The following is a 26,457-nucleotide window of genomic DNA, read 5'->3' as shown; positions in this document are numbered from 1 at the left end:
CCGACACACGCACCGCCATGTCAATCGAACCACCCCGGCACACGCACTACCACGCCATCCGAACCATTACGTCACACGAGCACAAAGGAGTTCCCATGACCGTCACCTTTACCGCCGGCCCACTGACCACCCAGCTGTGGGACCGCGTTCGCCCCATCGTCAAGCAGATCGAAGCCCTGCCGTTCCTCGCCCAGCTCGCCGACGGCAGCCTCGATCCGAAGGCGTTCGCCAATTACATCTCGCAGGACAGCCTCTATCTCAACGGGTATGCAAAGGCCTTGTCGTTCCTGGCCGCGAAGACCGTCGACCGTGACGAATCCCGATTCTGGGCCGGCTCCGCCGCCGAGGCGATCACCGTCGAAGAGGAGATGCATGCAGAGCTGCTCGCCGACGCCCGACTCGCCTCGGCGCTGGAGGAGCTCACCGCGGAAGGTTCCCGATTCAAGGCCTCCCCGACGACGCTGGGCTACGTGTCCTTCCTCGTGGCCACGGCCGCCAGCCGATCCTACGGCGAAGGCGTCGCCTCGGTCCTGCCCTGCTTCTGGGTCTACGCCCACATGGGCAAGGTGCTGATCGACCAGGCCGGACAGATGTCCGATGACCACCCCTACCGCACCTGGGTGCAGACCTACGACTCACCGGAATTCGACGAATCGACGCGCCACGCCGTGCACATCCTCGAACAGGAGCTGGCGAAGGCCCCGAGCGAGGAAGCGGCCCGCATGCGCGCCGCCTTCGAACAGGCCTGCGTGTACGAACTCCACTTCTGGGCGTCGGCCCACGCGATGCAGAACTGGGACGTCTCCGTGTTCCTGCCCCAAGAAGTCACCGTCTGACCCAAGAACCTTGCGCAGGCCCTTCGCCGAGGCGGCCCTGACCTCTGGTCGGTCACCTCGGTGGGAGGGCGGGAGGGTTCCCACCCCCGCGGTCGGGATGGACCGCAGAGTCACCTCGGCGGGGTGGCCGTCGCCGCCGACGCAGTCACCTCGGCGGGGTGAGTCTGCGGTAGAAGCGCCATACTGCGAGTCCCGTGGCGACGAGGAAGACGGCCGTCGGCACGAAAGTCAGCCATTCCGACATCGTCGCCGAGCGCGCTCCCTCGGTGATGATGACGAGGATGGCGGCGATGAGCAGTGCGGTGAGTCCGGCGGTGATGCGCAGGAGTTCCATGAGGCAGTCGATGAGGTACGCCTTGTCGCCGCGCTCGATCCAATACTCCTTGTGCGGGGCATTGATGAGCGAGATCGGCAGCTTGGCAATCAACGGCCGGATCGACATGAGAGCGGGCAGGCCGAGCCCCACGGGCACGAAGATCCCCAGAAGTCCGGCCTTCGACGTCCAGCCATCGGGCTGACCACCGGAATCGAAATGGGTGGCCACGGTGTCCGGGGCCTGCACCCAGAACCAGACGCAGAACCCGAGGAAGACGAGGATCGAGAGACACGCAAAGATGAGCGCGGCGGTTCCACTCGGTGGGTTCCGATGCGGTTGAGAAGGGGAAGGCATGTTGTCACTCTAACAACAGCTGTGCGCAACTGGCCTGCGGCGATCGTCCGGCAGGTTCGCCCCGACTGAGGCAACGGAGGTTCGCCCCGACCGAGGCGGCAGAACCTCAGGCTCGCGACGCGCCCGAAGGATCCTCTGGGTAGTGAGTGAGCGGTCCGAAGGAACCGAGCACATGCCAACCGCGGCGCAGAGCGGTCCAGAGGAGCACATGATCGACCTCGATGAGGGGCACTCGGTCATGCTTCGGGCAGGCGTATCGTCCGATGACGAAGACGATCGTCGCAAACATCACTGCGATCATGAACAGAATCAGAAGATCCATGGCGGCCCCCTCACACCCTGAGACGAATGCTTCTCTTTCAGTCTCGCCCCAAAGTACCGAGAAAGATAGGGGTATCCCACCTGGTGAGCGCGAAGGTGATCAAAAGCACGCCGGAGTGAGACGTAGCTCGCTTCAGCGGCCCCGAAAAGCCTCAGGCGAAGCTCGTGGCCAGGCTCTCGGCGGCGGCGATGACGGACTGCGCGGCAGCGCGTCCCTGCTCGCCGGTGATCGAGGACGGGAAGGTGAAGCGCACACTCGTCTGCGCGACCTCGGCGGCGATCCCCAATGCCGTGAGCACATGCGAGGGCTCGTCGGAGCCGACTGCACAGGCCGAACCACTCGACGCCGTCACCCCGCGGCGTTCGAGCTCGAGCAGCACCGCCTCTCCGGAGGTGTGCGAGAAGCAGAACGACGCATGGTTCGTAGTCCGAGTCTCCCGACCGTCAGACCCGGCCGTGCCCGCCGCGCCTGTGAGGAACGCCCCGGGCACGCTGTCGAGAACAGCGGCGATGAACTCATCGCGGACGGCCCGGACACGATCGGCGGCCTCACGCCGCTCCGCCTCGGCGAGTTCGAGGGCCGTGGCGAACGCGACGGCCAGGGCCACGTTCTCCGTGCCCGAACGGCGTCCAGACTCCTGCCCGCCGCCGTGGATGAGCGGTTCGACGGGGACGCGGGCGCGGATCGCGGCGACCCCGATGCCCTTCGGTGCACCGACCTTATGCCCGGCCAAGCTGAGCGCATCGACGCCCAACCCAGTCAGCGGCAGCCAACCGGCCGCCTGCACCGCATCCGTGTGGAAGAGGGCGCCGGCGTCATGAGCGATGCCGGCCAAGCTCGGGATGTCGGCGACGGTGCCGATCTCATTGTTCGCATAGCCCACGGTCACGAGCACGGTGTCCGGGCGCACGGCCGCGGCCAGCGCCTGTCCGGTCACGGTCCCATCGGAGGTCGGGGCCACCTCAGTGACGGTGAATCCGTGGACGCGGGCCAGGAACTCCACCGAGGCGAGCACGGCTTCGTGTTCGATGGGGGAGGTGACGATATGACGCCGAGGCGGCACCACGGTCCCGGCCAGACTCTGGGGCTGAGCTCGTCCCTGGGTCTGGTGCCCGAGGGCCATGCCGATGATCGCGAGGTTGTCCGCTTCGGTACCCCCGCTGGTGAACGTGATGTCCGTGGCGCGCATGCCGAGCACTTTCGCCACCCGAGCCCGGGCGTCGGTGAGGGCGTCGGCAGGTCCGCGACCGAACTCGTGATGGCTCGACGGATTGCCGAACGCGCCGGCCAGATACGGCCACGCGGCCTCGAGGGCCTCCCGGCGCACGGGGGCCGCGGCCGCGGTGTCGAGGTAGAGGCGCCCGGTCATCTCAGGCCTCGAGGGTCAGGTCGAGACCGAGATCGATCGCACGGACACTGTGGGTCAGCGCCCCCGATGAGATGACGTCGACGCCGGTGGCGGCGATCTCCGGGATCGTCTCCAGAGTGACATTGCCGCTGGCCTCGACGACCGCACGACCATCGATGAGTGCGACGCCGTCGCGCAGCTGAGCCGGGGTGAAGTTGTCGAGCATGATGACATCGGCACCGCCGTCGAGCACTGCGGGCACCTGGTCGAGTCGGTCGACCTCGACCTCGATCGTCGTCGTATGCGGCAGACGGGCACGGGCGGTGCGGATCGCCTCGGCGACGGACAGCCCGGCACCGGTGAGAACGGCGAGATGATTGTCCTTGGCCATGACCGCGTCGGAGAGTCCGAAACGGTGATTGTGCCCGCCGCCGCAGACCACGGCGTGCTTCTCGAACGCCCGCAGGCCCGGGGTGGTCTTGCGGGTGTCGACGATGCGTGCGCGCCCGGCAGCGGCATCGACAAAAGCGTAAGTCTGGGTGGCGATTCCGCTCATCCGTTGGCAGAAGTTCAACGCGATCCGCTCGGCCTGCAACACCGTTCGTGCAGGGCCCGCGACCGTGGCAAGTACCTGACCTGCGGTGAAAGAGTCTCCATCGGCAGCGGCGAGGTCGACCGTGACGCTCGGGTCGACGAGGGTGAAGGCGCGGGCGAAGACCTCGATTCCGGCGAGCACTCCGTCTTCGCGGGCACGCAGCTCGGCCCTCGCCGAGGCGGAGGCGGGGATGAAGACTTCGCCGGTGATATCGCCCCAGGGCGCGTCTTCGTCGAGGGCTGTGCGCAGTGCGGAATCGATGGTTGAAGCGGTCAGCATGCGGTGGCCTCCTGAAGCAGAGCGGTGGGCGAAGTGGCGGTGGACGGCGCGGTCGTCGACGACGTGAGTGTCGTATCCGTGCGGGTATGCGCGCCGAGGCTGTGCTCGCGGGCCAGGGCATGCCGAGCCATATGTTCGGCGATGAGGGCGAGATTCGCGGTCTCGAGTGCGTCGGCGCGGGCGGCAGCCGGGACGGTGGGGTGATCATCGGCGTTGTCGGCGCGGTTGGTGGAAGTGCCGGCAATGTGGGGACCGTTCTCGGCACCGTCATTGCGGGCACCGTCACCGAGGCGGTCGAGCAGGGCCCGCAGGCCCGTAGCCGTGCGCTCCACACCCAGATGAGCCCAGGTCAGGTCCTGCAGATCGGTTCGTGTCAGTGCCGTCTGGTGGAATGAGTCGAACTGGGGGAGTGGGAGTTCATGGTCTCTGTTGACCGGCAGTGTGTCGATCGCCGCGGCGGCGCGGGCGGCGAAGACTGCGCCCTCGAGCAGAGAGTTCGAGGCCAGCCGATTGGCTCCGTGGACTCCGGTGCACGCGACCTCCCCGACGGCGAAGAGTCCCTCGATGCTCGTGCGACCGTCGCGATCCGTGGCCACCCCGCCCATGAAGTAGTGGGCGGCGGGAGTGACGGGGATGAGGTCCCGGGACAGATCGAGTCCATGAGCAGCCAGACCGGCGGTGATGCTCGGGAACGTCACCTCCACATCCGGGATGGCCCGCGCATCGAGGAAGCACGGACGTCCGCCCTGCACCGCCTGGCGACGGTGCAGGGCGAGAGCGACGACATCACGGGAGGCGAGCTCGGCACGATCGTCGATGTCAGCCATGAAGCGGCGGCACCGCTCATCGAGGAGGAGAGCACCGGCTCCGCGGACGGCCTCGGAGATGAGGAAACCGGGACCCGACAAGGCGGTGGGATGGAACTGGAAGAACTCGAGATCGGCGACCTCGGCACCGGCACGGATGGCGGCGGCCAAACCGTCTCCGGTGGCGGCCGCAGGATTCGTCGTGTGTGCGAAGAGCTGCCCGGCACCGCCGGTGGCCAGCACGATCGCATCGGCGGCCAGGGTCTCGACGCGGCCGTCGCGGAGTACGGTGATCCCGGTGGCTGTGGCGACTTCGGTGGCTCGAGCCGGGCGGTGATTGTCGTCGCTGGTGAGGATGTCGACGAGCATCGTGTCCTCGAGCAGGGTGACTCGCCCTGCCGCGACCTCGGTGCGCAGCTTCTGCGCCAGTGCGGTGCTGATCGCCTGTCCGGTCGCATCGCCTCCGGAATGGAAGATGCGCGGGTATGAATGCGCCCCCTCCATTCCTCTGGCCCAGGCACCGGTCGGATCGGTGTCGAAGTCCACCCCCGCCTCGGCGAGGGAGACGATCGCGTCCGAACCGGCCTCACACAGTGTGCGCACGGCCTCCGGATCACAGTGTCCGGCACCGGCGGTGAGCGTATCGGCGACATGAGCATCGACCGTGTCATCGGGGCCGATGACACCGGCGATGCCGCCCTGCGCCCACTCGGTGTTCGACTCGCCGAGGCGATCCTTCGTCACGAGCGTGACCGTGTGACGGCGCGACAGGCGCAGTGCCGCGGTCAGCCCGGCGATCCCGGAACCTACGACGATGACGCGGCTCATCAGATCCGCGGCTTCGCGGCGAGCATCCGTTCCAGGGACACGCGGGCGGGATCGGCCACCTCGGCGTCGACGGAGATCTGGTTGACGATCTGACCGTCGATGAGGGATTCGAGGACCCAGGCGATGTAGCCGGGGTGGATGCGGTACATCGTCGAGCACGGGCAGATGACGGGATCGAGGCAGAAGATCTCGTGCTGCAGATGTTCGGCTGCCAGCCGCTGAACGAGGTTGATCTCTGTTCCGATGGCGAATGTGGTCGGTTCGGTCGCCTCGGCGATGGCCTTCGTGATGTATGCGGTCGATCCGGCCTCATCGGCGGCCTCGACGGTCTCACGCGGGCATTCGGGGTGGACGATGACGCGCACGTCCGGGTGCTCAGCGCGGGCCTTGTCGATCTGCGCGGGAGTGAAGCGCTTGTGCACGGAGCAGAAGCCCTGCCACAGGATGACCCGGGCCTCACTCAGGGTCTGTTTGTCGTTGTTGCCCAGCGGCCGGGCCGGGTTCCACAACGGCATCTCGTCCAGCCCGATGCCCATGTTCACAGCGGTGTTGCGGCCGAGGTGCTGGTCGGGGAAGAACAGGACGCGCTGTCCGCGTTCGAAGGCCCATTCCAGGACCACCTCGGCATTCGAGGAGGTGCACACGATGCCGCCGTTGCGGCCGCAGAAGCCCTTGATCGCGGCCGAGGAGTTCATGTAGGTGACGGGGATGACCGGGACGCGACCGTCGGCATCGGGTTCGGTGCCGAAGAGTTCGGTCAGCTGCTCCCAGCAGTCCTCGACCTGATCGATGCTGGCCATATCGGCCATCGAACAGCCGGCGGCGAGGTTGGGCAGGATGACCGACTGGGTCGGCTTCGACAGCAGGTCGGCGGTCTCGGCCATGAAGTGGACGCCGCAGAAGACGATGGCTTCAGCTTCCGGATGATTCTGGGCGGCCCGGGCGAGCATGAATGAGTCGCCGATGTAGTCGGCATGTTCGACGACCTCGACCCGCTGGTAGTGGTGGCCGAGCATGACGACGCGATCGCCGAGGGTGGCCTTGGCGGCGCGGATGCGGGCGTCGAGCTCCTCCGGCGATGCCTGCTTGTATTCGTCGGGAATGTCGCCCTGACGTGGAGCGGCGACCGGGATCGGGTCGGCCATCGAGGAACCGGGACCGTAACCGGGGCGTTCGTCGACGTCCCACGGTGCATCGAGCAGCTCCGTCGAGCACATATCGTCGTTCGCGCCCGAGGCAGAGATGTCCTTGAGGGTGAGTTCGATCGAAGCTGTCGTGGTCATCATCGTCCTTCGCTCGGTGGGCGGAACCCGCGCCTCGCACGAGGTGAAACCGCCCGAAACGTTTTGCGCACTTGTGCGTTTATTTGTTTGCGCAGATTTGAGCTTAATCCTGGGGGCGGGCAATGTACAACTCGGCGGTCGATGGCTCTGCGCTGTGGCGGTCGATGGCTCTGCGCTCGGGGATGCAATAGGCTGTGGTCTGGCTCGCAATCCGAGTCGATGCGCACTGCGGTGGGCGCCCCCGTGAGAGTCACCGAGGCTTCTGACCGAAGCGTCGGCCTCGCCCCGCCCGCGCCGGCACCGACGACATCGCATATCCGAAGGATTCCCATGCCCGAAGCGGCACACTCGAACCAGTTCACCTCCACGCCCGACACAGACGGGTCCGGCGGCGTGACCCCTGGCAACGCGACAGGCGGCAACGCGGCAACCGACAGCGGGACTTCCGGCGGCAGTGCCCCGACGGGGGCCGCCTCGGCAGAACAGCCGGCCCCGTACGGCGGTCCGGTGTCCGCACCGGCGGCGCCGCCTCGGCGAATCCGGACCCTCGATCTCATCAAAGCCAAGGCCGAAGGCCGGCGGTGGGCGATGCTGACCAGCTACGACCAGTACACGGCGGCCCTGTTCGAACAGGCCGGTGTCGAGGCCCTGCTCATCGGCGACTCCGCGGCGAACAATGTCTACGGCCATGCGACCACCCTTCCGGTCACGGTCGACGAACTCATCCCGCTCGCCCGGGCCGTCGCCTCGGCGACGAGCCGAGCGCTCATCGTCGCCGACCTGCCCTTCGGCAGCTACGAGATCTCCGATGAACAGGCCGTAGCCACGGCCGTGCGCTTCATGAAGGAAGCCGGAGTCCACGCAGTCAAACTCGAAGGCGGGGCACGGATGGCCTCCCGAATCAAGGCGATCACGACGGCGGGCATCCCCGTCATGGCGCACATCGGCTTCACTCCGCAGGCCGAGCACAACCTCGGCGGATACAAGGTCCAGGGCCGCGGCGAAGCCGGCACGGCGCTGCTCGACGACGCCCGCGCCGTCGCCGAGGCCGGCGCTTTCTCCGTAGTCATGGAGATGGTGCCTTCCGGGCTGGCCGGCCAAGTCACCGCCGAACTGCCGATCCCGACCGTGGGCATCGGCGCCGGCGCGGACTGTGATGCCCAGGTCCTCGTGTGGCAGGACATGGCAGGCCTGCGCACGGGGAAGGCCCCGCGCTTCGTCAAGCGCTACGCCGACCTGCATTCCGTGCTCACCGAGGCTGTCAGTTCCTATGTCGAGGAAGTGAAGTCCGGGGTGTTCCCCGAGCCCGAGAGGAGCTTCGACTGATGGAGGTCGGCGGCATCCAGGCGCTGCGTCGGTGGCGGGCCGAACAGTCCGGACGCGTCGGACTCGTCCCCACGATGGGTGCCCTGCACTCCGGTCATCAGGCGCTCATGACTCGTGCCCGCACCGAATCGGATCTCGTCGTGGCCTCGATCTTCGTCAATCCGCTCCAGTTCGGCGCCGACGAGGACTTCGTCCAGTACCCGCGGCCGATCGAAGAGGACCTGAAGAAGTGCGAGGAGGCCGGAGTCGACTTCGTCTTCGCTCCGGCGCTCGCGGAGATGTACCCGTCCGCACCCGAAGTGCGGGTCGTCGCCGGGCGCATGGGGGCGGTGTTCGAAGGCGCGGCCAGGCCCGGGCACTTCGACGGCGTACTCACCGTCGTGGCGAAGCTCTTCACCCTCATCGCCCCCGACGTCACGGTCTTCGGGCTCAAGGACATTCAGCAGTTCGTTCTGGTCAAACGCATGATCGCCGACCTCAACTTCGATATCGAGCTCATCGGACTGCCCGTCGTCCGGGACGCCGACGGACTGGCCATGTCGAGCCGCAACTCCTACCTGGCCGCCGACGATCGGGCCCGGGCCCTGGCGATTCCGCGGGCCCTGAGCGCCGCCGCCGAGGCGGCCGAGCGAGGCCGTGGAACGGCGAAGGCCAGCACAGGTGATGGCAGCAGCGGCAGTGGCACGGGTGCGGGCCTGCCCGCCGCCGTCGAGGCGGCCGCGCTCGCCGAACTTGAACCGGCGGCCGAGCGCGGCGATCTCGAGATCATCTACTGCAGCCTCGTCGAGGCCGCAACCCTGCAGCCGTGCCCACCGGACTTCACCGGGTCCGCACTCCTGCTCGTCTCCGCGACGGTCGGCGGGACTCATCTCATCGACAATCTGCCGCTGGAATTCTGATACGAGATGCGATTGTGATCGGTTTATGACGATTCTGTTGAGCGATCGACATATGCCTATGTAACCGACCGGGATGCGTCGACATCTGTGGTTTCAATTGACGGATATCCGTCGGTGGACCCTTGTTCTCAGTGTTCTCTGAGAATAGACTCAAAATCAGCAAGAGGAAACAGAACTTGTCGATTCGCTGAGTTCGAAGGAGATAAGCGACATGCAAGGTATGGATATCTGGTCGGTCCTGGCGAAAGTCGGGCTGGCAATCGTCATTCTCATCGTCACCTGGATTCTCGCCGCCATCGTCAAATGGGCGATCGGCAAACTCGTCACCAAGGTCCCCGCATTGCAGCGGGACGGAAGCAATGGTCAGCAGATCGGCAAGTCGGTCGGGCAGATCGCCGGACTCGTCATCTGGCTGCTCGGACTCATCGCCGTGCTCCAGCTGTTCAACCTCGATCAGGTGCTTTCTCCGCTGCAGGGTCTGCTCGATGGAATCTTCGGGTTCCTGCCGAACATCATCGGCGCAGGATTCATCTTCTTCATCGGCTATGTCTTCGCGAAGATCGTCAAACAGCTCGTCCAGACCGCGCTCAATGCTGTGGACCTGACCAAGCTGACCTCGAAGTTCCGCTCACTCGGTGACAAAGCCACCGGAGTCGCCGAAGGCACCGGACATGCTCAACCGCAACCCGGCACCACCCAGCAGTACGCCGCACAGGGCCAGCAGGGCGGTCAGCCAGGTATGCCGCCGCAGGGTCAGCAGGGCGTTCCGCCGCAAGGTCAGCAGGGCGTTCCACCGCAGGGCCAGCAGGGTATGCCGCCGCAGGGCAGCCACCCCGGCCATGCACCGAACCCGAACGCTGAGGCGAACGCGAAGATCTCGAACCTCATCGGCAACCTGGTCTTCGGGATCATCATCATCGTCGTCGCGATCTCGGCGCTGCAGGTCCTCGGCATCAGGGCGATCTCGGAGCCTGCCCAGCAGATGCTCCAGATCTTCCTCAACGCGATCCCGCTCATCATCGCCGCCGGCATCCTGCTGGCCATCGGCTTCGTCATCGCCAAGTTCCTCGGCAATCTGCTCGAGCAGATCCTCCAGGGCATCGGCACCGACAAAGCCATCAACGAGATCGGGATCGTGCCCGAAGGCACCAGCGCTTCCAATGTGATCACCCGTCTCGTGCAGGTGGCCATCATGATCTTCTTCGCGATCATGGCCGCCCGGATGCTCGGATTCCCCGAGATCACGAACATCCTCAACGAGATTCTCGACCTCGGCGGCAGCGTGCTCTTCGGCGCTGCGATCATCGCCGCAGGATTCCTCATCGCCGCGATCATCGGCAAGTTCATTACGAACAACCTCGCGTCCAAGGTGCTGCGCTACTCGGCGATCGCCCTGTTCATCGCGATGGGCCTGCGTTACATGGGCCTGGCGGATTCGATCATCAACCTCGCCTTCGGAGCCGTCGTCATCGGCGGTGCCGCGGCAGCCGCCCTGGCCTTCGGCCTCGGCGGACGTGACGCGGCCGCGAAGATGCTCGACAAGGTCGACCTCGCCGAGGCGGCCGAGAAGCAGAATCCCGACGCCGTGGACAGCTCCACTCCGGGGACCGCAACGCCGACCACCGGAAACGGCGGTGGCAGCGGAAGTGGGGGAGCCTCCTCGGCGAATGAGAGCTGAGTGAGCGTCTGCGCGCCCAACCGAAGGGGCGGGGCAGCCGAGGATCGACCTCGGGGCCCCGCCCCTTTCGCATGCTCGGGGAGTCCGCGCCTCAGATGGGGATCGCGATGACCGCGATGCCGATGATGAGCAGGATGAGCGTGGAGGCGGCTTCGATGACGAAGTCGGCGCTGCGGTGGGCCATCGCCGATGCGGCGAGGCTGGCCAGGCATGCAAGGACGAGCTGATAGGACAGGAGCACGCCGAGGATCAGTGCGACGAGCACGGTGTAGTCGATGCCGGTCGGGGAGGCGGGCACGAGGGTCGGCAGGATCGCGAGGAAGAACAGGCCGACCTTCGGGTTGGACAGCGAGGAGATGATGCCGCGGCGATAGGACACGAACGAGCGCAGGTGGCCCCATGAGGCCGTCTCCATGACCTGGGCGAACTCCGTGACGGGGCCGTCGGGGAGGTCGGGAGTCTCGGAACCGGCGGACGATCCAGGTCCGGTCGATCCAGGCCCGGACGCTGCGGGGCCGGTCGATGAGTCGGGGGAGACGTTCGCGGTGGGTCCGCCAGCCGCCTCGGCGGCCTTCAGCTCACGGCGCAGGCGAAGGGCCTGCCTGCCGGCGAGGACGCCGAGGAGACAGAGATAGAGGCCGCCGCCGATCTTGAGCACTTGGATTGCGGCAGGGTAGACGGTCAGCAGGGCGGAGACGCCGGTGAGCGCGAGGATCATCCAGATCACGGTCCCCGTGGCCGTGCCGAGCGCATAGACGAGCCCGGCCTTGCGGCGCAGTGAGGACAGGCGGATCGTCAGGATCGTCTCGGGGCCGGGCGTGACGGCAAGCGCCGCCGCGGCTCCGGTGATGGTGAGGATCTCGGGTCCGGTCACGGCACTCCTTCGGGGGCGAGGACGGTCAGCGGGGATGAAGCATCAGGTGGTCTCCGAAGTCGGCGGAGCCGAGCACCATTCTGCCGGAATCGATCAATCGGGAAAAGCAATTGATCGTGAACGATCATCAGGTCATGCCTAATGATATTCCGGGGGGTCTGCGACTACTCTTGAGGGCATGTGGGATCTCAATCGTCTGCGGGTCTGGCGGGCCGTCGCGGCCACCGGCTCCGTGGTCGCCGCGGCGAAGAACCTCAACTACACCGCGGCGACCGTCAGCCAGCACATCACCACCCTGCAGAAGGCCGTCGGGGCACCGCTCTACCGGCGGTCGGGTCGCGGCATCGAGATCACCGAACTCGGCCGACGCCTGGCCGATGACTCCGCGGAAGTCTTCACTGCTGTCGGCCGCCTCGACGATCTGGTCGAGGGCTTCCGCAACGTCAGCAGGCCCCGGCTGCGGATCGCGGCGTTCACCTCGTTCAACGCGCGTCTGCTGCCGGGCATCATCGACACCGTGGCCCAGGATCATCCGAACCTGCGATTCGACATCCAGCTCAACGAGCCGGCGAAGAATCGGCGCGGGCACTGCCTCATCGAAATCCGCGCCGAGGTCCCTCAGGATGGGGAGATCCACCTGCCGGAGATGACACGCATTCCACTCTTCGATGATGACTATCGGGTCGTGGTTCCCGAGGGGCACCGGTTCGCAGGCCGCCGGTCCGTGCCGTTCATCGATCTCGAGGACGAGCACTGGGTCGACTACGACATGTGGGCCGGGCCCTCGAGCAAGGTCGTCGAACATGCATGCGCCGCGGCCGGATTCGAACGCAAGAGCTTCGCCGCCTGCGAGGACGACTTCGCGGCTCTGGCTTTGGTGGCGTCGAGTATGGGCGTCACGGTCCTCCCGCGGCTCTCGACTCTGCAGCTGTCGCCCGGCCTGGCCGCCGTCGACCTCACCGACCCCGTCCCCCAGCGCCGAGTCGTCATGCACATCCGGGACAAAGACGCCCATCTCCCACACGTCCGGGCCTTCGCCGCAGCAGCGGAGGAAGCCGTCGCAACCCACCTCACCCCTTAATTGCTACCTGACGGGGGCCCAGCAACCTCGCGCGAGGTTGCTGGGCCCCCGTCGGGTAGTCCTGGGAGGGGAGATGCGCTGTTCCTCATAGTGGGCTGAGACCGTGTGCGGAGAGCGGTGGGATAGGCTGTTGGGGTGAGTTCTGAAATCGAAATCGGCAGAGGCAAGCGCGGCCGTCGCGCCTATTCGCTCGACGACATCGCCATCGTCCCCGCTCGCCGCACCCGTGACCCCGAAGACGTGTCCCTGAGCTGGCAGATCGACGCCTACCAGTTCGAGCTGCCCTTCATCGGCGCCCCCATGGACTCGGCCATGTCCCCGGAGACCGTCATCGCCCTCGGCCGATTCGGCGGCCTCGGCGTCCTCGACCTCGAAGGACTGTGGACCCGGTACGAGGATCCGACCCCGCAGCTGGCCGAAATCGCCCAGCTGCCGGCCGAGATGGCGACCTCCCGGATGCAGGAGCTCTACTCCGCACCCATCCAGGCCGAACTCATCACCGCCCGCCTCGAGCAGATCCGCGAGGCCGGAGTCACCGTCGCCGGCGCCCTGACCCCGCAGCGGACCCAGGAGTTCTACAAGACCGTCGTCGACGCCGGTGTCGACATCTTCGTCATCCGCGGCACCACGGTCTCGGCCGAGCACGTCTCGACCCACACCGAACCGCTCAACCTCAAGCAGTTCATCTACGAACTCGATGTGCCCGTCATCGTCGGCGGAGCCGCCACCTACACCGCGGCCCTGCACCTCATGCGCACCGGTGCCGCCGGCGTCCTCGTCGGCTTCGGCGGGGGAGCAGCGGCCACGACTCGCAAGACCTTGGGCATCCACGCCCCGATGGCCACGGCCGTCGCCGACGTCCACGCCGCCCGGCGCGACTATATGGACGAATCCGGCGGCCGCTACGTCCATGTCATCGCCGACGGCGGACTCGGCACCAGCGGCGAGATCGTCAAGGCCTTCGGAGTCGGCGCCGACGCCGTCATGCTCGGCACCGCCCTGGCCCGGTCGACCGAAGCCCCCGGCCGCGGCATGCACTGGGGCGCCGAAGCCCACCACCCGGACCTGCCGCGCGGCCACCGCGTGGAACTGGGCACCGTCGGCAGCCTCGAACAGGTCCTCTTCGGCCCCGGCCGCACCGCGATCGGCGAACTCAACCTCGCCGGTGCCCTGCGGCGGGCACTGGCGACCACCGGCTACCTCGACCTCAAGGAATTCCAGCGCGTCGACGTCACCGTCTCGCCCTACCAGACCGGTTCGGTGGTCTGACTGTTCCGCCTGGCACTGACTCCCAAATGGCTGGGGTCCCTGCTCCTCGTCCTGGTGCTCGTCACCTGCTTCGTCAGTCTCTCCGCATGGCAGGTCGACCGAGCCCAGCACAAGAACGACGTCGCAGAATCCTCCGGAGTCGATGAGCTCAAGGACTTCAACGACGTCATGGATGCCCAGGCTCCGATGCCCGGCATCCTCGCCGACCAGCGGGTCAGCCTGTCCGGACACTGGATCCCCGACGCCCAGATCGTCGTCCCCGGCCGCGTCCAGGACGGCGAAACCGGGTATTGGGTCGTCACGATGTTCGCCCCCGACGGGGCCCACCTCGGTGAAGGCATCAAGGCCGCGAACGCTGAGAAGAAGACGATCGCGATCCCCGTCGTCCGCGGTTTCACCACCGACGAGGACACGGCGATGACGTCGGCGGCCCGGGACGGCCAGGTCGAGCTGACCGCTCGGATCGGTCCGATCGAAGGCCCCGTCGAGGGCAATGACCTGCCCGAGGGGCAGGTGCACACGGTCTCGACCTCGCAGATCATCAACCTGTTCCCCGACCTGCTCACCTACTCCGGGTTACTCATTCCCGAAACCGCGGACGGAGCGGCCGCCTCGGTGGGCACCGACGGCCTCGAGCAGGTTCCGACCACGACGACGCGCGACGAAGGCGGATTCGATCTGCAGTCGGCGGTCTACGCCCTCGAATGGATCATCTTCGCAGCCATGGCCCTCTACATGTGGTTCCAGCTGCTGCGCGACGACTACTTCCGGCGCCGCCTCGGCGAGGATTCCCATGAATCGGAGAAGCGCGTCGAGTATGTTGTCGTCAAACCCGCAGGCGACGCGACCATCGACCCCGAGGTGATGTCCGGACTGACCGGACTGCCGGCCCATCGTCACGGTGGACAGAAAACGGGGAAGAAAACCGGGAAGAAGGCCGGAGACAAGCCCGGCCCGACCGACACCGACACTTCCACGACCGGAGGAAACTGAGCGTGAGCGAAGAACACGAGTCCTTGGACTCCCGCCCCGATTTCGACGAGAACGAGGTGTGGAGCGTCAAACGCTTCACCTCGGCCCGCAATGCGCTGAAGTTCTACCGCGTGATGGCCCTCATCACCGGCACGATGCTGCTCATCCTCACGGTCGAGATGATCTATAAGTACCTCATCGCCGCCGACTCGGAGACAGCCCTGAACTTCGGCGGCTTCAACCTCGCCGCGGCCATCGCGATCTGCCACGGCTGGTGCTATGTCGTCTACCTCATCGGCTGCTTCTGGCTCAATCAGCAGATGCGCTGGAGCCTCGGCCGCTATCTCATCCTCGCCCTGGCCGGCGTCGTGCCCGTGATGTCGTTCATCTTGGAGCGCCGCATCCACCGTCAGGTTGACGCGGAGCTCGAAGCCGCCGTCGTCGTCGCCCCCAGGTCCTAGGACAGCATTCACCCTCACCGAGGCGGCCCGTCGGCTCGTGCGCATCCGCACTGCGAGGGGAGCGCAACCCGAATTCGGGCGTCCGGTCGCCGACGCTTAGAATTGGACCATGACGCAATCCCAGAGCACGCAGGTGCCCCCTGTCCTCGTCGTCGATTTCGGCGCCCAGTACGCCCAGCTCATCGCGCGCCGCATCCGCGAAGCCGGTCTGTACTCGGAGATCATCGCCCACGACGCCCCGGCGTCCGAGTTCGCCGCGAAGAGCCCCGTGGCCATCGTGCTCTCCGGTGGCCCCTCGAGCGTCAATGACGCCGGCGCCCCGAGCTTCGACACGTCCGTGTTCGACCTCGGAGTGCCCACGATGGGCATCTGCTACGGCTTCCAGCTGATGTCGACCGCGCTCGGCGGTCGCGTGGCCAAGACCGATAAACGCGAATACGGATCGACCCCGGTCTCCGTGTCCCAGACCGGAGCACTGCTGGCCGAGACCCCTGGCAACTACAAGGTCTGGATGTCCCATGGGGACTCCGTCGCCGAGGCGCCTGCCGGCTTCGACGTCCTCGCCTCCACTCCTGACACTCCCGTCGCGGCCTTCGAATGCGCGGCGAAGAGGTTCGCCGGCGTGCAGTGGCACCCTGAGGTCCTCCATTCGGAGAACGGGCAGAAGATCCTCGAGAACTTCCTGTTCAACGTCGCCGGCCTCGAAGCCGACTGGACGAACGAATCCGTCATCGACGAGCAGGTCGAACTCATCCGCGCCCGCGTCGGCAACAAGAAGGTCATCTGCGGCCTGTCCGGCGGAGTCGACTCCTCCGTGGCCGCGGCCCTGGTCCACAAGGCCATCGGGGACCAGCTCACCTGTGTCTTCGTCGACCACGGTCTGCTGCGTCAGGACGAACGCGTCCAGGTCGAGAAGGACTACGTCGACTCGATCGGCGTCCGCCTGGTCACCGTCGACGCCCGTGAGCAGTTCCTGTCCCAGCTCGCCGGGGTCACCGACCCGGAGGAGAAGCGCAAGATCATCGGCCGCGAGTTCATCCGCACCTTCGAGACCGCTGCCGCCGACCTCGTGCTCGAGGCCCAGGAGGGCGAGGGCGAAGAGATCGCCTTCCTCGTCCAGGGCACCCTCTACCCCGACGTCGTCGAATCCGGCGGGGGATCGGGCACCGCGAACATCAAGAGCCACCACAACGTCGGCGGCCTGCCCGATGACATCCAGTTCCAACTCATCGAACCCCTGCGCGCCCTGTTCAAGGACGAGGTCCGCGCCATCGGCCGCGAACTCGGCGTCCCCGAGGTCATCGTCTCCCGCCAGCCGTTCCCCGGCCCCGGCCTGGGCATCCGCATCATCGGCGAGGTCACCGAGGAGCGCCTGAACACACTGCGCAAGGCCGATGCGATCGCCCGCGCAGAGCTGACGAAGGCCGGCCTCGACGGAGAGATCTGGCAGTGCCCGGTCGTGCTCCTGGCCGATGTCCGCTCCGTCGGCGTCCAGGGCGACGGCCGCACCTACGGCCACCCCGTCGTGCTGCGCCCGGTCTCGAGCGAGGACGCGATGACCGCGGACTGGACGCGCATCCCCTACGATGTGCTCTCCGTGATCTCCAACCGCATCACCAACGAGGTCGACGACATCAACCGCGTCGTCCTCGACGTCACCTCGAAGCCTCCGGGCACCATCGAATGGGAGTGATCCTCCGCGACCGTTGAGAGGTCCCTGCGCACGTGAACGTGCGCACACCCTCGCCGAGGCGGCCCCGACCGCGACCCCGAATACCGCTCCTGAACACCGTTCAGTTACAGTGGGAGGGTGCTCGGGGCCGCCTCGAGCGTCCCCGACCGCGGTCGGGGAGGATCACGACCAATGGAGTACTCATGACACCGACCCACAGCACCACCTCGGCGGGCATCACCCGTCCTCGCTCGGCCGGCAGCGATATCGCCCTCGTCGCGGTCTTCGCGGCGATGCTCGCCGCCTTCGCGATGATGCCGCCGGTCCCGGTCGGTCCCCTCGGTGTGCCGATCACCCTGCAGACCTTCGCGATCGCCCTGTGCGGCATGGTGCTCGGACCCTGGCGCGGCTTCGCCGCCACGCTGCTCTATGTCGTCCTCGGGCTCATCGGACTCCCGATCTTCTCGGGGATGCGCGGCGGAATCGGCGTCCTCGCCGGCCCGAGCGCCGGCTATATCCTCTCCTTCGCCCTCTACGCTCTCCTCGCCGGACTCATCGCCCGCTGGGCCGTTCGTCGCTTCAGCGGAATGAAGCTCGGTGTGGTGCTGTTCCTCGGCGGATTCGGCGGCAGCCTCCTGCTCAACCACCCGCTGGGCATCCTCGGCATGTCGATCAACGGCGACCTGCCCCTCGGCGTCGCCGCGGTCGCGGACCTCGCCTACTGGCCCGGTGACATTGTGAAGAACATCCTGGCCGCCTCGGTGGCGGTGCTCATCCACCGTGCGTTCCCCGATGTGCTGCGTCGTCGCGGCATCAGCGTCGAATCGGTGGCGACCGGTCAGGAGCGGGACGCGAAGTGACACGTGAGATCCGGTTGAGCGACGTCGGCGTCGGAGTCATCGACGACGGACCCGACGGCGATGTCGTGCGCCCGATCCTCACACACATCACCCTCACCCTCACCGAGGATGTCGTCGCCGTCATCGGCGCCAACGGTTCGGGCAAGTCGACCCTGCTGCAGCTGTTCAACGGGCTGGTCACCGCGAATGCCGGTGAGGTCCTCGTCGACGGTTTCGACCCGCGCCGGCAGCCGGCGAAGGTGCGCTCTCGCGTCGGTTTCGTCTTTACCGATCCGGCCGCGCAGCTGGTCATGCCCACCCCGATCGAGGACATCGAACTGTCCCTGCGCAAGTCCGTGCCCAAGCGTGAGCGGCGGGCTGCGGCCCTGGCGGTGCTCGACGAACTCGGCATCGCCGACCTGGCCGAACGCAGCGTCTACGAACTCTCCGGCGGTCAGCGGCAGCTCGTCGCCTTGGCCGCGGTACTCGCGGTCGATCCGCAGATCCTCGTCCTCGACGAGCCGACGACCCTGCTCGACCTGCGGAACAAGGAGCGCCTGCGCGTGCATCTGCAGAACCTCGTGTCCAGGCGCGGGGTGCGCATCATCCTCACCACCCATGACCTCGAGTTCGCGCAGATCGCCCAGCGGGCAATCGTCGTCGACGACGGTCGGATCGCTTTCGATGCCACCCCCGCCGAGGCGGTCGCCGCCTACCGGAACCTCATCATGAGCGATACGCCATGAGTGGGAAACGTCCTGTCGGGGTCGGCGATACCGGCGTTGGTGCCGGTGACACCGGAACGACGTGGCGGAAGCACGCCGGCATCAAGGCCAGGCCGCAGCTCTTCGGGAAGGTGGCGCATCCTCGGGGATGGCTGCATTCGGTGCCGACGGGGGTGAAGTTGGCGGTGATCGCCGTCGTCGGCATCGTCGCGCTCATCTTCCGCGACGCGGTCATCAACTGGTCGATGTTCGCGGTCCTCGTCGTCCTCGGCTTCACCGCCCGGCTGCGGGTGACGCACTTCCTGCGCACATGGATCTATGTGGCGGTGCTCGTGGCCATCGTCATGGGGCTGCAGTACCTCTTCGGGTCCATGGAGTCGGGTCTGGCCGTCGGCGGGACCGTGTTCGCCTGTGTGCAGGCGGCCCTGATCCTCACCCTGACGACGTCGGTAGCTCAGCTGCTCGACACGTTCACGGTGCTGGTCTCGCCCCTGCGGTTCTTCGGTGCGAACACCGAAGCGGTCGCACTGACCGCGAGTCTCATGGTCAGGGCGATCTCCCATATCTCCGGTCTGCTCGGGGAGGCCGAGCGTGCTGCTCGGGCCAGGGGACTGGACTCGAGCATCAAGGCCCGAGTGGTGCCGGCGATCCTGCGGTCGGTGAAATACGCCCAGGACACCGGTCGGGCGCTCGATGCCCGCGGCATCGTGGACTGACCGTCTCCATCGACCGCTCGGCGAGGGGAAGTGTGTATGAGCGGCTTCAAAGTTCATACGTGGTGATTGTGATCAGTGCGTATGCATCTTGAACCCGCCGGTGCTGACGCGCCGGGATCATCCGGTATGAGGAGTAGCCTCGTCGACAGAGGGGACGAACCTCCACCCGAACCGAAGGAGACATGATGACCGGCACCGCGAACACTGTCCTGTTGGCCATGGACTTCCAGAACGGCATCGCAGGCGACGACGCTTTCGCCGCGACCGGTGTGCTCGAACGCGCACGGGACGCCGTCGCAGCGGCCCGCAAGCACGACATCCCCGTCGTCTGGGTGCGAGTGGCCCTGCGCGAGGAACACCCGGAGTTGGCGGCAACCGCATCGTTCGCGCAGATCGCCGCCCATGGTGACCTCGACGAGGCGCACGCCTCGACGAGCATCCACGACACCCTTGACCGCCATCAGGGGGAACCGATCGTGACGAAGCGCCGCATCAGCGCCTTCACCGGCAGCGACCTCGAAGTGCTGCTGCGCGGCTGCGGGGCGACGTCGCTCGTGCTGGCCGGTGTCGCCACGAGCGGTGTCGTGCTCTCGACGGTGCGGCAGGCTGCCGATCTCGACTTCGAACTCACGGTGCTCTCCGACGCCTGCGCCGACCGCGACCCCGAGGTCCACCAGGTGCTCACCGAGAAGGTGTTCCCCAAACAGGCCAGCGTGCTCACCGTCGCCGACTGGACCGCCGGCCTCAGCTGAGTGCATCGGCTTCTCTGCACCGACCGCTTACCTGCGCGCCGACCGCTTACCTGCGCGCCGACCGCTCACCTCAGCGGCCCGCGTTTTCGTCGACCGCACACCTGCGCGCCGACCGCTCACTGTATAACTTGATACAGCGACGGTAAGGTGAGCGGTCGGTGAAAGAGCCGTCGGCGGTCAGGCAGTGTGGGCACTGTCAGAAGGGCAGGGTGTCCTCAAAGCGAGAGTTGACCATCGAGCTGAACCCGCGGCCGAGCACCTGCGGGGAGGGATTCTCGATCGCCCGCGAATAGTGGCCGACGAGCTGCGAGCACACGCTCTTCCAACTCCTCGCCTGCACCTGCTCACGACCAGCGACTCCGAAGGCCCGCCGTTTCGCCTCGTCGCCGAGAAGGTCCGCCGCATGCGCTCGCATGGCCCGCAGGTCCTTCGGGGTGTAGAGCCACCCGGTCCGCGATGAGTCGACGAGGTCGAGCGGGCCGCCCCGGGCGGGAGCGATGACCGGCACCTCGGAGGCCATAGCCTCCTGGATGGTCTGGCAGAAGGTCTCGAGCTCACCCGGGGCGACCATGAGGTCGAAGCTCGCCACCGCCTGGGCCAGTGCATCTCCGCCGAGGAACCCGGTGAAATGCGCCTCCGGCAGCAGTCGCTGCAGGCGCGTCCGCCAGGGCCCGTCACCGACGATGACGACCTTCGCCCCGGGCAGGTCGGTGAGCGCGGCAAGGTCGTCGACCTGTTTCTCCGCGGCCAACCTGCCGACGAAGCCGATGATCTTCTCCCCATCCGGGGCAACGCTTCGACGCCACGCCTCGGACCGGTGACCCGGGTCGAAGCGGGAGGAATCGACCCCACGGGCCCACAGGGCCACCTCGGCGACACCGAGCCCTTCCAGCTGATCGATCGTGTACGACGACGGGGCCAGAGTCAGAGAGGAATGCTGGTGGATATTGCGCACATGGTTCCACAGCATGGCCTCGATGCCGTGCATGCCGTATCGGGCGGCATAGGCGGGAACCTCGGTCTGGTAGATCGCCACGGTCGGCAGATTGAGCGCCTGAGCAGCCAGCACCCCACGCCAACCGAGGACGAACGGGCTGGCCAGGTGGACGACGTCCGGGGCGAAGCGCTGCAGCAGCCGGCGGATGCGGGTGACGCCGCCGGGAGCCACACGGATGCGCCGATACTTCGGCAAGGCGATCGAGGGAACTCGGACGATGCGGGCGCCTGCGACCTCCTTCGGACCGTCCCTGCGCGTGCCCGGAGCGATGACGAGGACCTCGTCACCGCGGTCGGCCAGATGGTCGAGGACCCGCAGGAGTGAGTGGGTGACCCCATTCATATTGGGGAGGAAGGATTCTGCAATGATCGCTACTCTCACGATTCCCAGCTAATGCCTGCCGAGTGACGAATGCGTGACCCGAAGGCGACCGGTCGGCGACATCTGGCCGAAATCGGTCCAGCGCACAGACGCCCCGGTGTCCGGGTGGTGGCCTGTTCGCGACGAGTCTGTACCCCGCGTAAACTGAGGTGTCGGAAAAGCTCGCGCAGCACAGGGAACGAGGAGATCGGCCATGGTCTGGTTCATCGTCGGCGGTTGTGTACTCGCCGCCCTCATCGTCCTCTTCGTCGTCCTCATCGTCCTGCGCTTCAATCAGCTGTCCATGGCCCGGTCGCTGTGCGACGAGGCCAGACGCCAGCTCATCGGTGAGATCCGCGCCCGCCACGCTCTCGTACCGGCCTATATCGGCACGCTCCAGCAGATCGCCGGGCAGGACCTGTCCCGGCTCGAACTCGCGCTCGCCTCCGCCGAACGGGCCCCCTTCGACCACCGTGGAGCCGCGGCCGAGAACGCCCTGACCGCCGCCGTCGACGACGCCGCCCTCATCCCCGCGGCGCTGACGGAGAGGTCCCTGACCTCGGACTCTGCCCGGTCCCAGCAGGCGGCGGTCAACGAGGAAGTCGACACGACGATCCAGCTTCTGCACGGTCAGCTGCAGGTGCTCACCGAACGGATCCTCGCAGGCGCCCGCTTCTACAACACGAACGTCGACCGCTATCACCGACAGCGGGCGCGACTGGTCTCCCGTCTCTTCGGCGGGGTGTTCAAAGCCCGCGCCCCGTTCACCGAGGCGATCGATGACGACGGCGGGCCCGGCATGGCGGGCCCCGCCTCGGCGAGGATGACTCCATGACCCGCTTCCGCCTCGATCTGGGCTACCGCGGCACGGATTTCCACGGGTGGGCCAAGCAGCCGGGGCTGCGCACGGTCCAGGCCGCCGTCGAATCCGGGCTCGAGCGGATCACCGGCACCGAGGTGGCCACCGTCGTCGCCGGCCGTACCGACGCCGGCGTCCACGCTCGCCGCCAGGTCGTCCACATCGATCTCAGCGATGAGGCGATCGGCAAGCTCATCGGCCAGTCGAATCGACCCGCCGAGGCGGCCCTCCTGTCCCGTCTTCGCGGAGTCCTCATCGCCGGTGAGTTCCACGACATCGTCGTCCACGCGGTGACCGAGGTGCCCGAGGACTTCGACGCCCGGTTCTCTGCGCTGTGGCGGTCCTATCAGTACCGATTGGCCGACCATCGGTCCTTCATCGACCCGCTGCTGACCCAGGTGACGCCACGGCACAAGGGCGAGCTCGACACCGAAGCCATGGCCGAGGCAGCGAGCGAGGTCCAGGGACTCCACGATTTCCTGCCGTTCTGCAAACCCCGCGAGGGAGCGACGACGATCCGCACCCTCCATGAGCTGCGAGTCTCGCGCGATCAGGATGCTGTGATCACCATCGATCTGCGCGCCGACGCCTTCTGCCACCACATGGTCCGGGCCCTGGTCGGCGGGTTGATCAAGGTCGGTTCGGGCAGTTGGGACGTGACCCGTCCCGCCGAGCTCATCGCCGAGGCGGACGCCGGGCTGCCCCCGGATGTGCCCATGTTCGTCACGCCTGCCGAAGGACTCGTCCTCACCGAGGTCGGCTATCCGGCACCCGAGGACTACGCGGCTCGGAACGCCCAGACGATGGCCCGCCGCGACCACGAATAGGCCGGGGGTACGGCGGGTGCGTCGGCCGATGCATCAAGACGCCTTCTATCGCGCAATTCTCGATTATGTGAGAATTCCTCTTTCCAGGTGTGAGAATCCTGTGTAGATTCACATGTAAGTAACTTTCAGTTCGCATTGGCACTGCAGGATGGAATCCGTCTTCATCCCCACCAGCACGGTTGATGTGCGCCTCACTGAACGATCGAAGGAACCGAATACATGTCGAAACTTGTGACCAAAGTGCTGGCTGCAGGCGCCGCAGTGTCGATGCTGACACTGCCCAGCCTCTCACCGGCCATCGCGGCACCCTCTCTGGGCAACGGAGACTCCACCGACGACAGCGTCACGACGCCGAGCGAAGCAGCTCCCACTGACCCCGACCAGTCGTCGAACGAATCATCCACCGGCGGCAAGTCCGAAACGGCGGAGGACGCCGCCGGCGACGAGCAGGACTCCGGCAGCGCTGCGCAGTCGGCGCCCGAGGGCACCGCGGTCCAGCTGCTCAACATCACCGACTTCCATGGGCGCATCTCCGAGGCAGGCACTCAAGTGGCCTCGGTGGTCGAAGAGGAGCGCGCGAAGTTCGGCACCGGCGGCGACAATGCGGGCACCGCGCTGTTGTCGACCGGTGACAACATCGGTGCCTCGACTTACACTTCCTCGTCGCAGAACGACACCCCGACCCTCGATGTTCTGGGCGTCATGGGACTCGACGCCTCGGCTGTCGGCAACCATGAATTCGACAAAGGCATCGATGACCTGACGGGACGCGTGAGCGACGAAGCCGATTTCCCGTACTCGGCAGCCAACGTCTACGACAAGGGAACCCAGAACGTCGTCGACGGTCTCGACGAGTACTCCATCGTCGACGTGGCGGGAGTCAAGATCGCCGTCATCGGCGTCGTCACCAAGGACACCGCTTCGCTCGTCTCCCCGGACGGCATCGCCGACCTCGATTTCGGAGATCCCACGGACGCAGTCAACCGCGTCGCCGACGATCTCGAGAACCTGCCCGAGGATGAACGCCCGGATATGACGGTCGTCGAGGCCCACCTCGGCGCCTCATCGGCTGAGAGCCTCGAGGACGCGGAGGCGTCGAACGCCGAGTTCAAGAAGCTCGTCACAGAGGCCGACGCCTCGGTCGACGCCATGTTCACCGGCCACACCCACATGCCGTATTCCTTCGAAGCGCCGGTGCCGGGAGAGTCCGACCGAACCCGTCCCGTCATCGAAGCCGGCAGCTACGGCGAATACGTCGGGCAGGTGACTATGCGCGTCGACGGCAACGGCGACTGGCAGGCAGGCGGCATCAACCTCATCGAGACCGAAGACAAGAGCTTCGACTCCGAGGTCGTCGACAAGGTCGCCGCCATCGTCAGCGACGCAGAGGACAAGGCCAAGGAGCTCGGCTCCGAGGTCACCGGCACGATCAGCGAGGACATCACCCGCGCGAAGAAGGACGGCGAGGAGGACCGCGGTGCCGAGTCCACGCTGGGCAACCTCGTCGCGGATGCACTCAAGGAAGGCGTCGAGGAGACTCAGCTCGAGGAAGCCGATTTCGGGATCACGAACCCGGGCGGACTGCGCACCGACCTGCTGTGCGATGACATCTACAACACCGAGGACGAGTGCGAAGTCACCGTCGCCGAGCTCAACAGCGTGCTTCCCTTCGCCAACGACCACGGGGTCGTGACGATGAAGGGGTCGGACGTCATCGGCCTCTTCGAGGAGCAGTGGCAGCCTGACGACGCGTCCCGCCCGTTCCTGCACCTGGGCATCTCCGATGACCTGGACGTCGTCTACGACACGGACGCCGACAAGGGCGAGCACGTGAAGTCCGTCAAGGTCGATGGCAAGGACCTCGACCCGGACAAGGACTACCGGGTCGCGACGCTGAGCTTCCTCGCTGCCGGCGGTGACAACTTCTCCTCCTTCGCCAAGGGCGACTTCGAGCAGTCGGGGCTGACCGACTTCGAGACCTGGGAGAACTACTTCAACAAGCACCAGGCCGAGGGTGAGGATGTCACCCCGGACAAGAATGAGCGCCAGGCCGATGCGGCCAAGGACGTCATCGACAGCGGCGACCTCACCGCAGAGCTGACCGGTCCGACATCCATCAAGCCCGGTGAGAGCGCTGAGTTCGCGCTCAGGACGAATGCGAAGTCCGAGGTCGCAGGCCCCATCGACGTCACCGTCGACCTGCCGGAGGGATACACCGCCGAGGTGGCCCCGCAGTCCGGAACCCAGTCGGCTTCCGCGAAGGCTGCCAAGAGCACGTCCTCTGAGGTCAGCGCCGAGGCGGCTGCCACGACGATCACCCTCGACTCGATTCCGGCGGGGGAGTCCGAGACTCCGGTGACCGTGACCGCGCCGGACGATGCCTCCGGCGAGGTGACCGTCACGGTCAGCGTGCAGGCGAATGCCGATGGTCCGTGGTGGGATGACAACCCGCTGCCGCTGGCTCACGAGTTCGAAGCCACCGCTGCAGTCGGTGACGATGCGAATGCCTCGGCCGGCGACGACGGTTCGGCCGACGGCGGTGCCGCTGACGGCGGTGCCGCTGACGGCGGAGACAGCGCGGCCGGCGGCAATGCCGATGGCGGGGACAGCACGGCCGATGGATCCGATAACGGTTCGTCGAACGCCGGCAGCGGAGCCGACGGCGCGAACGCCTCGGCCGACGGCGGTGCGGCCGATGGCTCCGGCCGTGACGCGAACGGTTCGAAGGACGGCGGTGACCTGCCGCGCACCGGCTTCGAGACCGTCAACATCGTCGCTGCGGCCTTGGCGCTCATCGTCGCCGGCACCACCGCGGTCACGATCGTCCGCCGCCGCAAGCTCAGCCTCCAGAGCTGAGTCGGGCTGCTCAGAAACACCTGACGCTCAGGCGAGATCGTCGCCGAGACCGGCGGGGTCGGAGAGTTCTTCTCTCCGGCCCCGCCGTCGTTGGCCCCGCCGTCGTTCGCCGACGCTTTTCGAACGGACAGTCTCCTGCGCGGGGTATCCCTCACCGTCAGTGCAGCACCCGCGCGCTGCTCGCAATATGCGCGATTGCACAGGGGTGTTTTGTCACCGAGGAAGGGGTCTGCGAGGAATGGTGAGTGCAGCGACCAACGGTGACAGATGCGTCGCTGAGGGGCGTTTGGCGCGATGCATCCCACGCCCTGAGCGTCATCTCCACCC

Annotated in this window: 24 protein-coding genes; 16 read left to right on the top strand and 8 right to left on the bottom strand. The window is 66.7% G+C overall.

Annotated features, from left to right (window positions below; all coding sequences use genetic code 11):
* Window positions 1-95: 95 nt before the first annotated feature.
* On the top strand, window positions 96-836 hold the full coding sequence (locus tag QYM46_RS14330; RefSeq protein ID WP_432789482.1) for a TenA family protein: 741 nt from the start codon (window positions 96-98) through the stop codon (window positions 834-836).
* 145 nt (window positions 837-981) lie between these two features.
* On the opposite strand, the gene QYM46_RS14325 is transcribed toward QYM46_RS14330, so the two are convergent.
* The 6 genes from QYM46_RS14325 to nadA all read right to left on the bottom strand — a co-directional run bounded on the left by QYM46_RS14325 (window position 982) and on the right by nadA (window position 6,967).
* Window positions 982-1,506, bottom strand: coding sequence for a DUF1648 domain-containing protein (locus QYM46_RS14325; RefSeq protein WP_432789481.1), 525 nt, complete (start codon window positions 1,504-1,506; stop codon window positions 982-984).
* A gap of 106 nt (window positions 1,507-1,612) precedes the next feature.
* Complete coding sequence (locus QYM46_RS14320; RefSeq protein ID WP_025776844.1) at window positions 1,613-1,828, bottom strand: hypothetical protein; 216 nt, start codon at window positions 1,826-1,828, stop codon at window positions 1,613-1,615.
* A 151-nt stretch (window positions 1,829-1,979) separates the two neighbouring features.
* Window positions 1,980-3,197 carry a cysteine desulfurase family protein gene (locus QYM46_RS14315; protein ID WP_432789480.1) on the bottom strand — a complete coding sequence of 406 codons (1,218 nt, stop codon included), beginning with the start codon at window positions 3,195-3,197 and terminating at the stop codon, window positions 1,980-1,982.
* 1 nt (window position 3,198) lies between these two features.
* A complete protein-coding gene (nadC, locus tag QYM46_RS14310; RefSeq protein WP_169252948.1) occupies window positions 3,199-4,050 on the bottom strand; it encodes a carboxylating nicotinate-nucleotide diphosphorylase in 852 nt (283 codons plus the stop codon).
* Entirely contained in the window at window positions 4,044-5,684 is a 1,641-nt protein-coding gene (gene nadB, locus QYM46_RS14305; protein WP_432789479.1) for an L-aspartate oxidase, read from the bottom strand. Before nadB ends, nadC begins: the two co-directional genes overlap by 7 nt.
* Window positions 5,684-6,967 (bottom strand): quinolinate synthase NadA, encoded by a 1,284-nt coding sequence (nadA, locus tag QYM46_RS14300; RefSeq protein WP_432789478.1) that lies wholly within the window; start codon window positions 6,965-6,967, stop codon window positions 5,684-5,686. Before nadA ends, nadB begins: the two co-directional genes overlap by 1 nt.
* A gap of 330 nt (window positions 6,968-7,297) precedes the next feature.
* Between nadA and panB the strand changes: the two genes are divergently transcribed.
* The 3 genes from panB (at window position 7,298) to QYM46_RS14285 (ending at window position 10,870) form a co-directional block, all read left to right on the top strand.
* Window positions 7,298-8,293 (top strand): 3-methyl-2-oxobutanoate hydroxymethyltransferase, encoded by a 996-nt coding sequence (gene panB / locus QYM46_RS14295; RefSeq protein WP_432789477.1) that lies wholly within the window; start codon window positions 7,298-7,300, stop codon window positions 8,291-8,293.
* The gene (gene panC / locus QYM46_RS14290) at window positions 8,293-9,192 is read left to right on the top strand and encodes a pantoate--beta-alanine ligase (protein WP_432789476.1); all 900 of its coding nucleotides are present in this window, start codon (window positions 8,293-8,295) and stop codon (window positions 9,190-9,192) included. Before panB ends, panC begins: the two co-directional genes overlap by 1 nt.
* Window positions 9,193-9,403: 211 nt before the next feature.
* Window positions 9,404-10,870, top strand: a complete 1,467-nt coding sequence (locus tag QYM46_RS14285; RefSeq protein WP_432789475.1) for a mechanosensitive ion channel — start codon at window positions 9,404-9,406, stop codon at window positions 10,868-10,870.
* A 91-nt stretch (window positions 10,871-10,961) separates the two neighbouring features.
* On the opposite strand, the gene QYM46_RS14280 is transcribed toward QYM46_RS14285, so the two are convergent.
* Complete coding sequence (locus QYM46_RS14280; protein ID WP_432789474.1) at window positions 10,962-11,744, bottom strand: LysE family translocator; 783 nt, start codon at window positions 11,742-11,744, stop codon at window positions 10,962-10,964.
* Between the two features lie 178 nt (window positions 11,745-11,922).
* On the opposite strand from QYM46_RS14280, the gene QYM46_RS14275 reads away from it, so the two are divergent.
* From QYM46_RS14275 to QYM46_RS14235, 9 genes are all read left to right on the top strand, one after another.
* Entirely contained in the window at window positions 11,923-12,825 is a 903-nt protein-coding gene (locus QYM46_RS14275; protein WP_432789473.1) for a LysR family transcriptional regulator, read from the top strand.
* Window positions 12,826-12,960: 135 nt separating this feature from the next.
* Window positions 12,961-14,094, top strand: a complete 1,134-nt coding sequence (locus QYM46_RS14270; protein WP_169252941.1) for a GuaB3 family IMP dehydrogenase-related protein — start codon at window positions 12,961-12,963, stop codon at window positions 14,092-14,094.
* 54 nt (window positions 14,095-14,148) lie between these two features.
* Entirely contained in the window at window positions 14,149-15,087 is a 939-nt protein-coding gene (locus QYM46_RS14265; RefSeq protein ID WP_432789472.1) for an SURF1 family protein, read from the top strand.
* A 2-nt stretch (window positions 15,088-15,089) separates the two neighbouring features.
* Window positions 15,090-15,527: a DUF3817 domain-containing protein gene (locus tag QYM46_RS14260; RefSeq protein ID WP_169252940.1), complete on the top strand. Its 438-nt coding sequence runs from the start codon at window positions 15,090-15,092 to the stop codon at window positions 15,525-15,527.
* 109 nt (window positions 15,528-15,636) lie between these two features.
* Window positions 15,637-17,220 (top strand): glutamine-hydrolyzing GMP synthase, encoded by a 1,584-nt coding sequence (guaA, locus tag QYM46_RS14255; protein WP_169252939.1) that lies wholly within the window; start codon window positions 15,637-15,639, stop codon window positions 17,218-17,220.
* A gap of 182 nt (window positions 17,221-17,402) precedes the next feature.
* Window positions 17,403-18,059, top strand: coding sequence for a biotin transporter BioY (locus QYM46_RS14250; protein ID WP_432789471.1), 657 nt, complete (start codon window positions 17,403-17,405; stop codon window positions 18,057-18,059).
* On the top strand, window positions 18,056-18,784 hold the full coding sequence (locus tag QYM46_RS14245; RefSeq protein ID WP_432789470.1) for an energy-coupling factor ABC transporter ATP-binding protein: 729 nt from the start codon (window positions 18,056-18,058) through the stop codon (window positions 18,782-18,784). The genes QYM46_RS14250 and QYM46_RS14245 overlap by 4 nt, the downstream gene beginning before the upstream one ends.
* Window positions 18,781-19,479: an energy-coupling factor transporter transmembrane component T family protein gene (locus QYM46_RS14240; RefSeq protein WP_248278952.1), complete on the top strand. Its 699-nt coding sequence runs from the start codon at window positions 18,781-18,783 to the stop codon at window positions 19,477-19,479. Before QYM46_RS14245 ends, QYM46_RS14240 begins: the two co-directional genes overlap by 4 nt.
* Window positions 19,480-19,661: 182 nt before the next feature.
* Window positions 19,662-20,231: a cysteine hydrolase family protein gene (locus tag QYM46_RS14235; RefSeq protein WP_432789469.1), complete on the top strand. Its 570-nt coding sequence runs from the start codon at window positions 19,662-19,664 to the stop codon at window positions 20,229-20,231.
* 196 nt (window positions 20,232-20,427) lie between these two features.
* Here the strand turns inward: QYM46_RS14235 and QYM46_RS14230 are convergent, their stop codons facing one another.
* Complete coding sequence (locus QYM46_RS14230) at window positions 20,428-21,609, bottom strand: glycosyltransferase family 4 protein (protein ID WP_432789468.1); 1,182 nt, start codon at window positions 21,607-21,609, stop codon at window positions 20,428-20,430.
* 193 nt (window positions 21,610-21,802) lie between these two features.
* Between QYM46_RS14230 and QYM46_RS14225 the strand changes: the two genes are divergently transcribed.
* The 3 genes from QYM46_RS14225 (at window position 21,803) to QYM46_RS14215 (ending at window position 26,130) form a co-directional block, all read left to right on the top strand.
* Window positions 21,803-22,423, top strand: a complete 621-nt coding sequence (locus QYM46_RS14225; RefSeq protein ID WP_432789467.1) for a LemA family protein — start codon at window positions 21,803-21,805, stop codon at window positions 22,421-22,423.
* Window positions 22,420-23,274 (top strand): tRNA pseudouridine(38-40) synthase TruA, encoded by an 855-nt coding sequence (gene truA / locus QYM46_RS14220; protein ID WP_432789466.1) that lies wholly within the window; start codon window positions 22,420-22,422, stop codon window positions 23,272-23,274. The genes QYM46_RS14225 and truA overlap by 4 nt, the downstream gene beginning before the upstream one ends.
* A gap of 219 nt (window positions 23,275-23,493) precedes the next feature.
* Window positions 23,494-26,130 carry a 5'-nucleotidase C-terminal domain-containing protein gene (locus QYM46_RS14215; protein ID WP_432789465.1) on the top strand — a complete coding sequence of 879 codons (2,637 nt, stop codon included), beginning with the start codon at window positions 23,494-23,496 and terminating at the stop codon, window positions 26,128-26,130.
* Window positions 26,131-26,457 lie beyond the last annotated feature (327 nt).

Origin of the sequence: Brevibacterium sp. K11IcPPYGO002 (assembly GCF_050920635.1) — a bacterium.
Lineage (GTDB): Bacteria > Actinomycetota > Actinomycetes > Actinomycetales > Brevibacteriaceae > Brevibacterium.
Note: the sequence above shows the minus strand (reverse complement) of the source record. Positions and strands in the feature narration are given on the sequence as shown.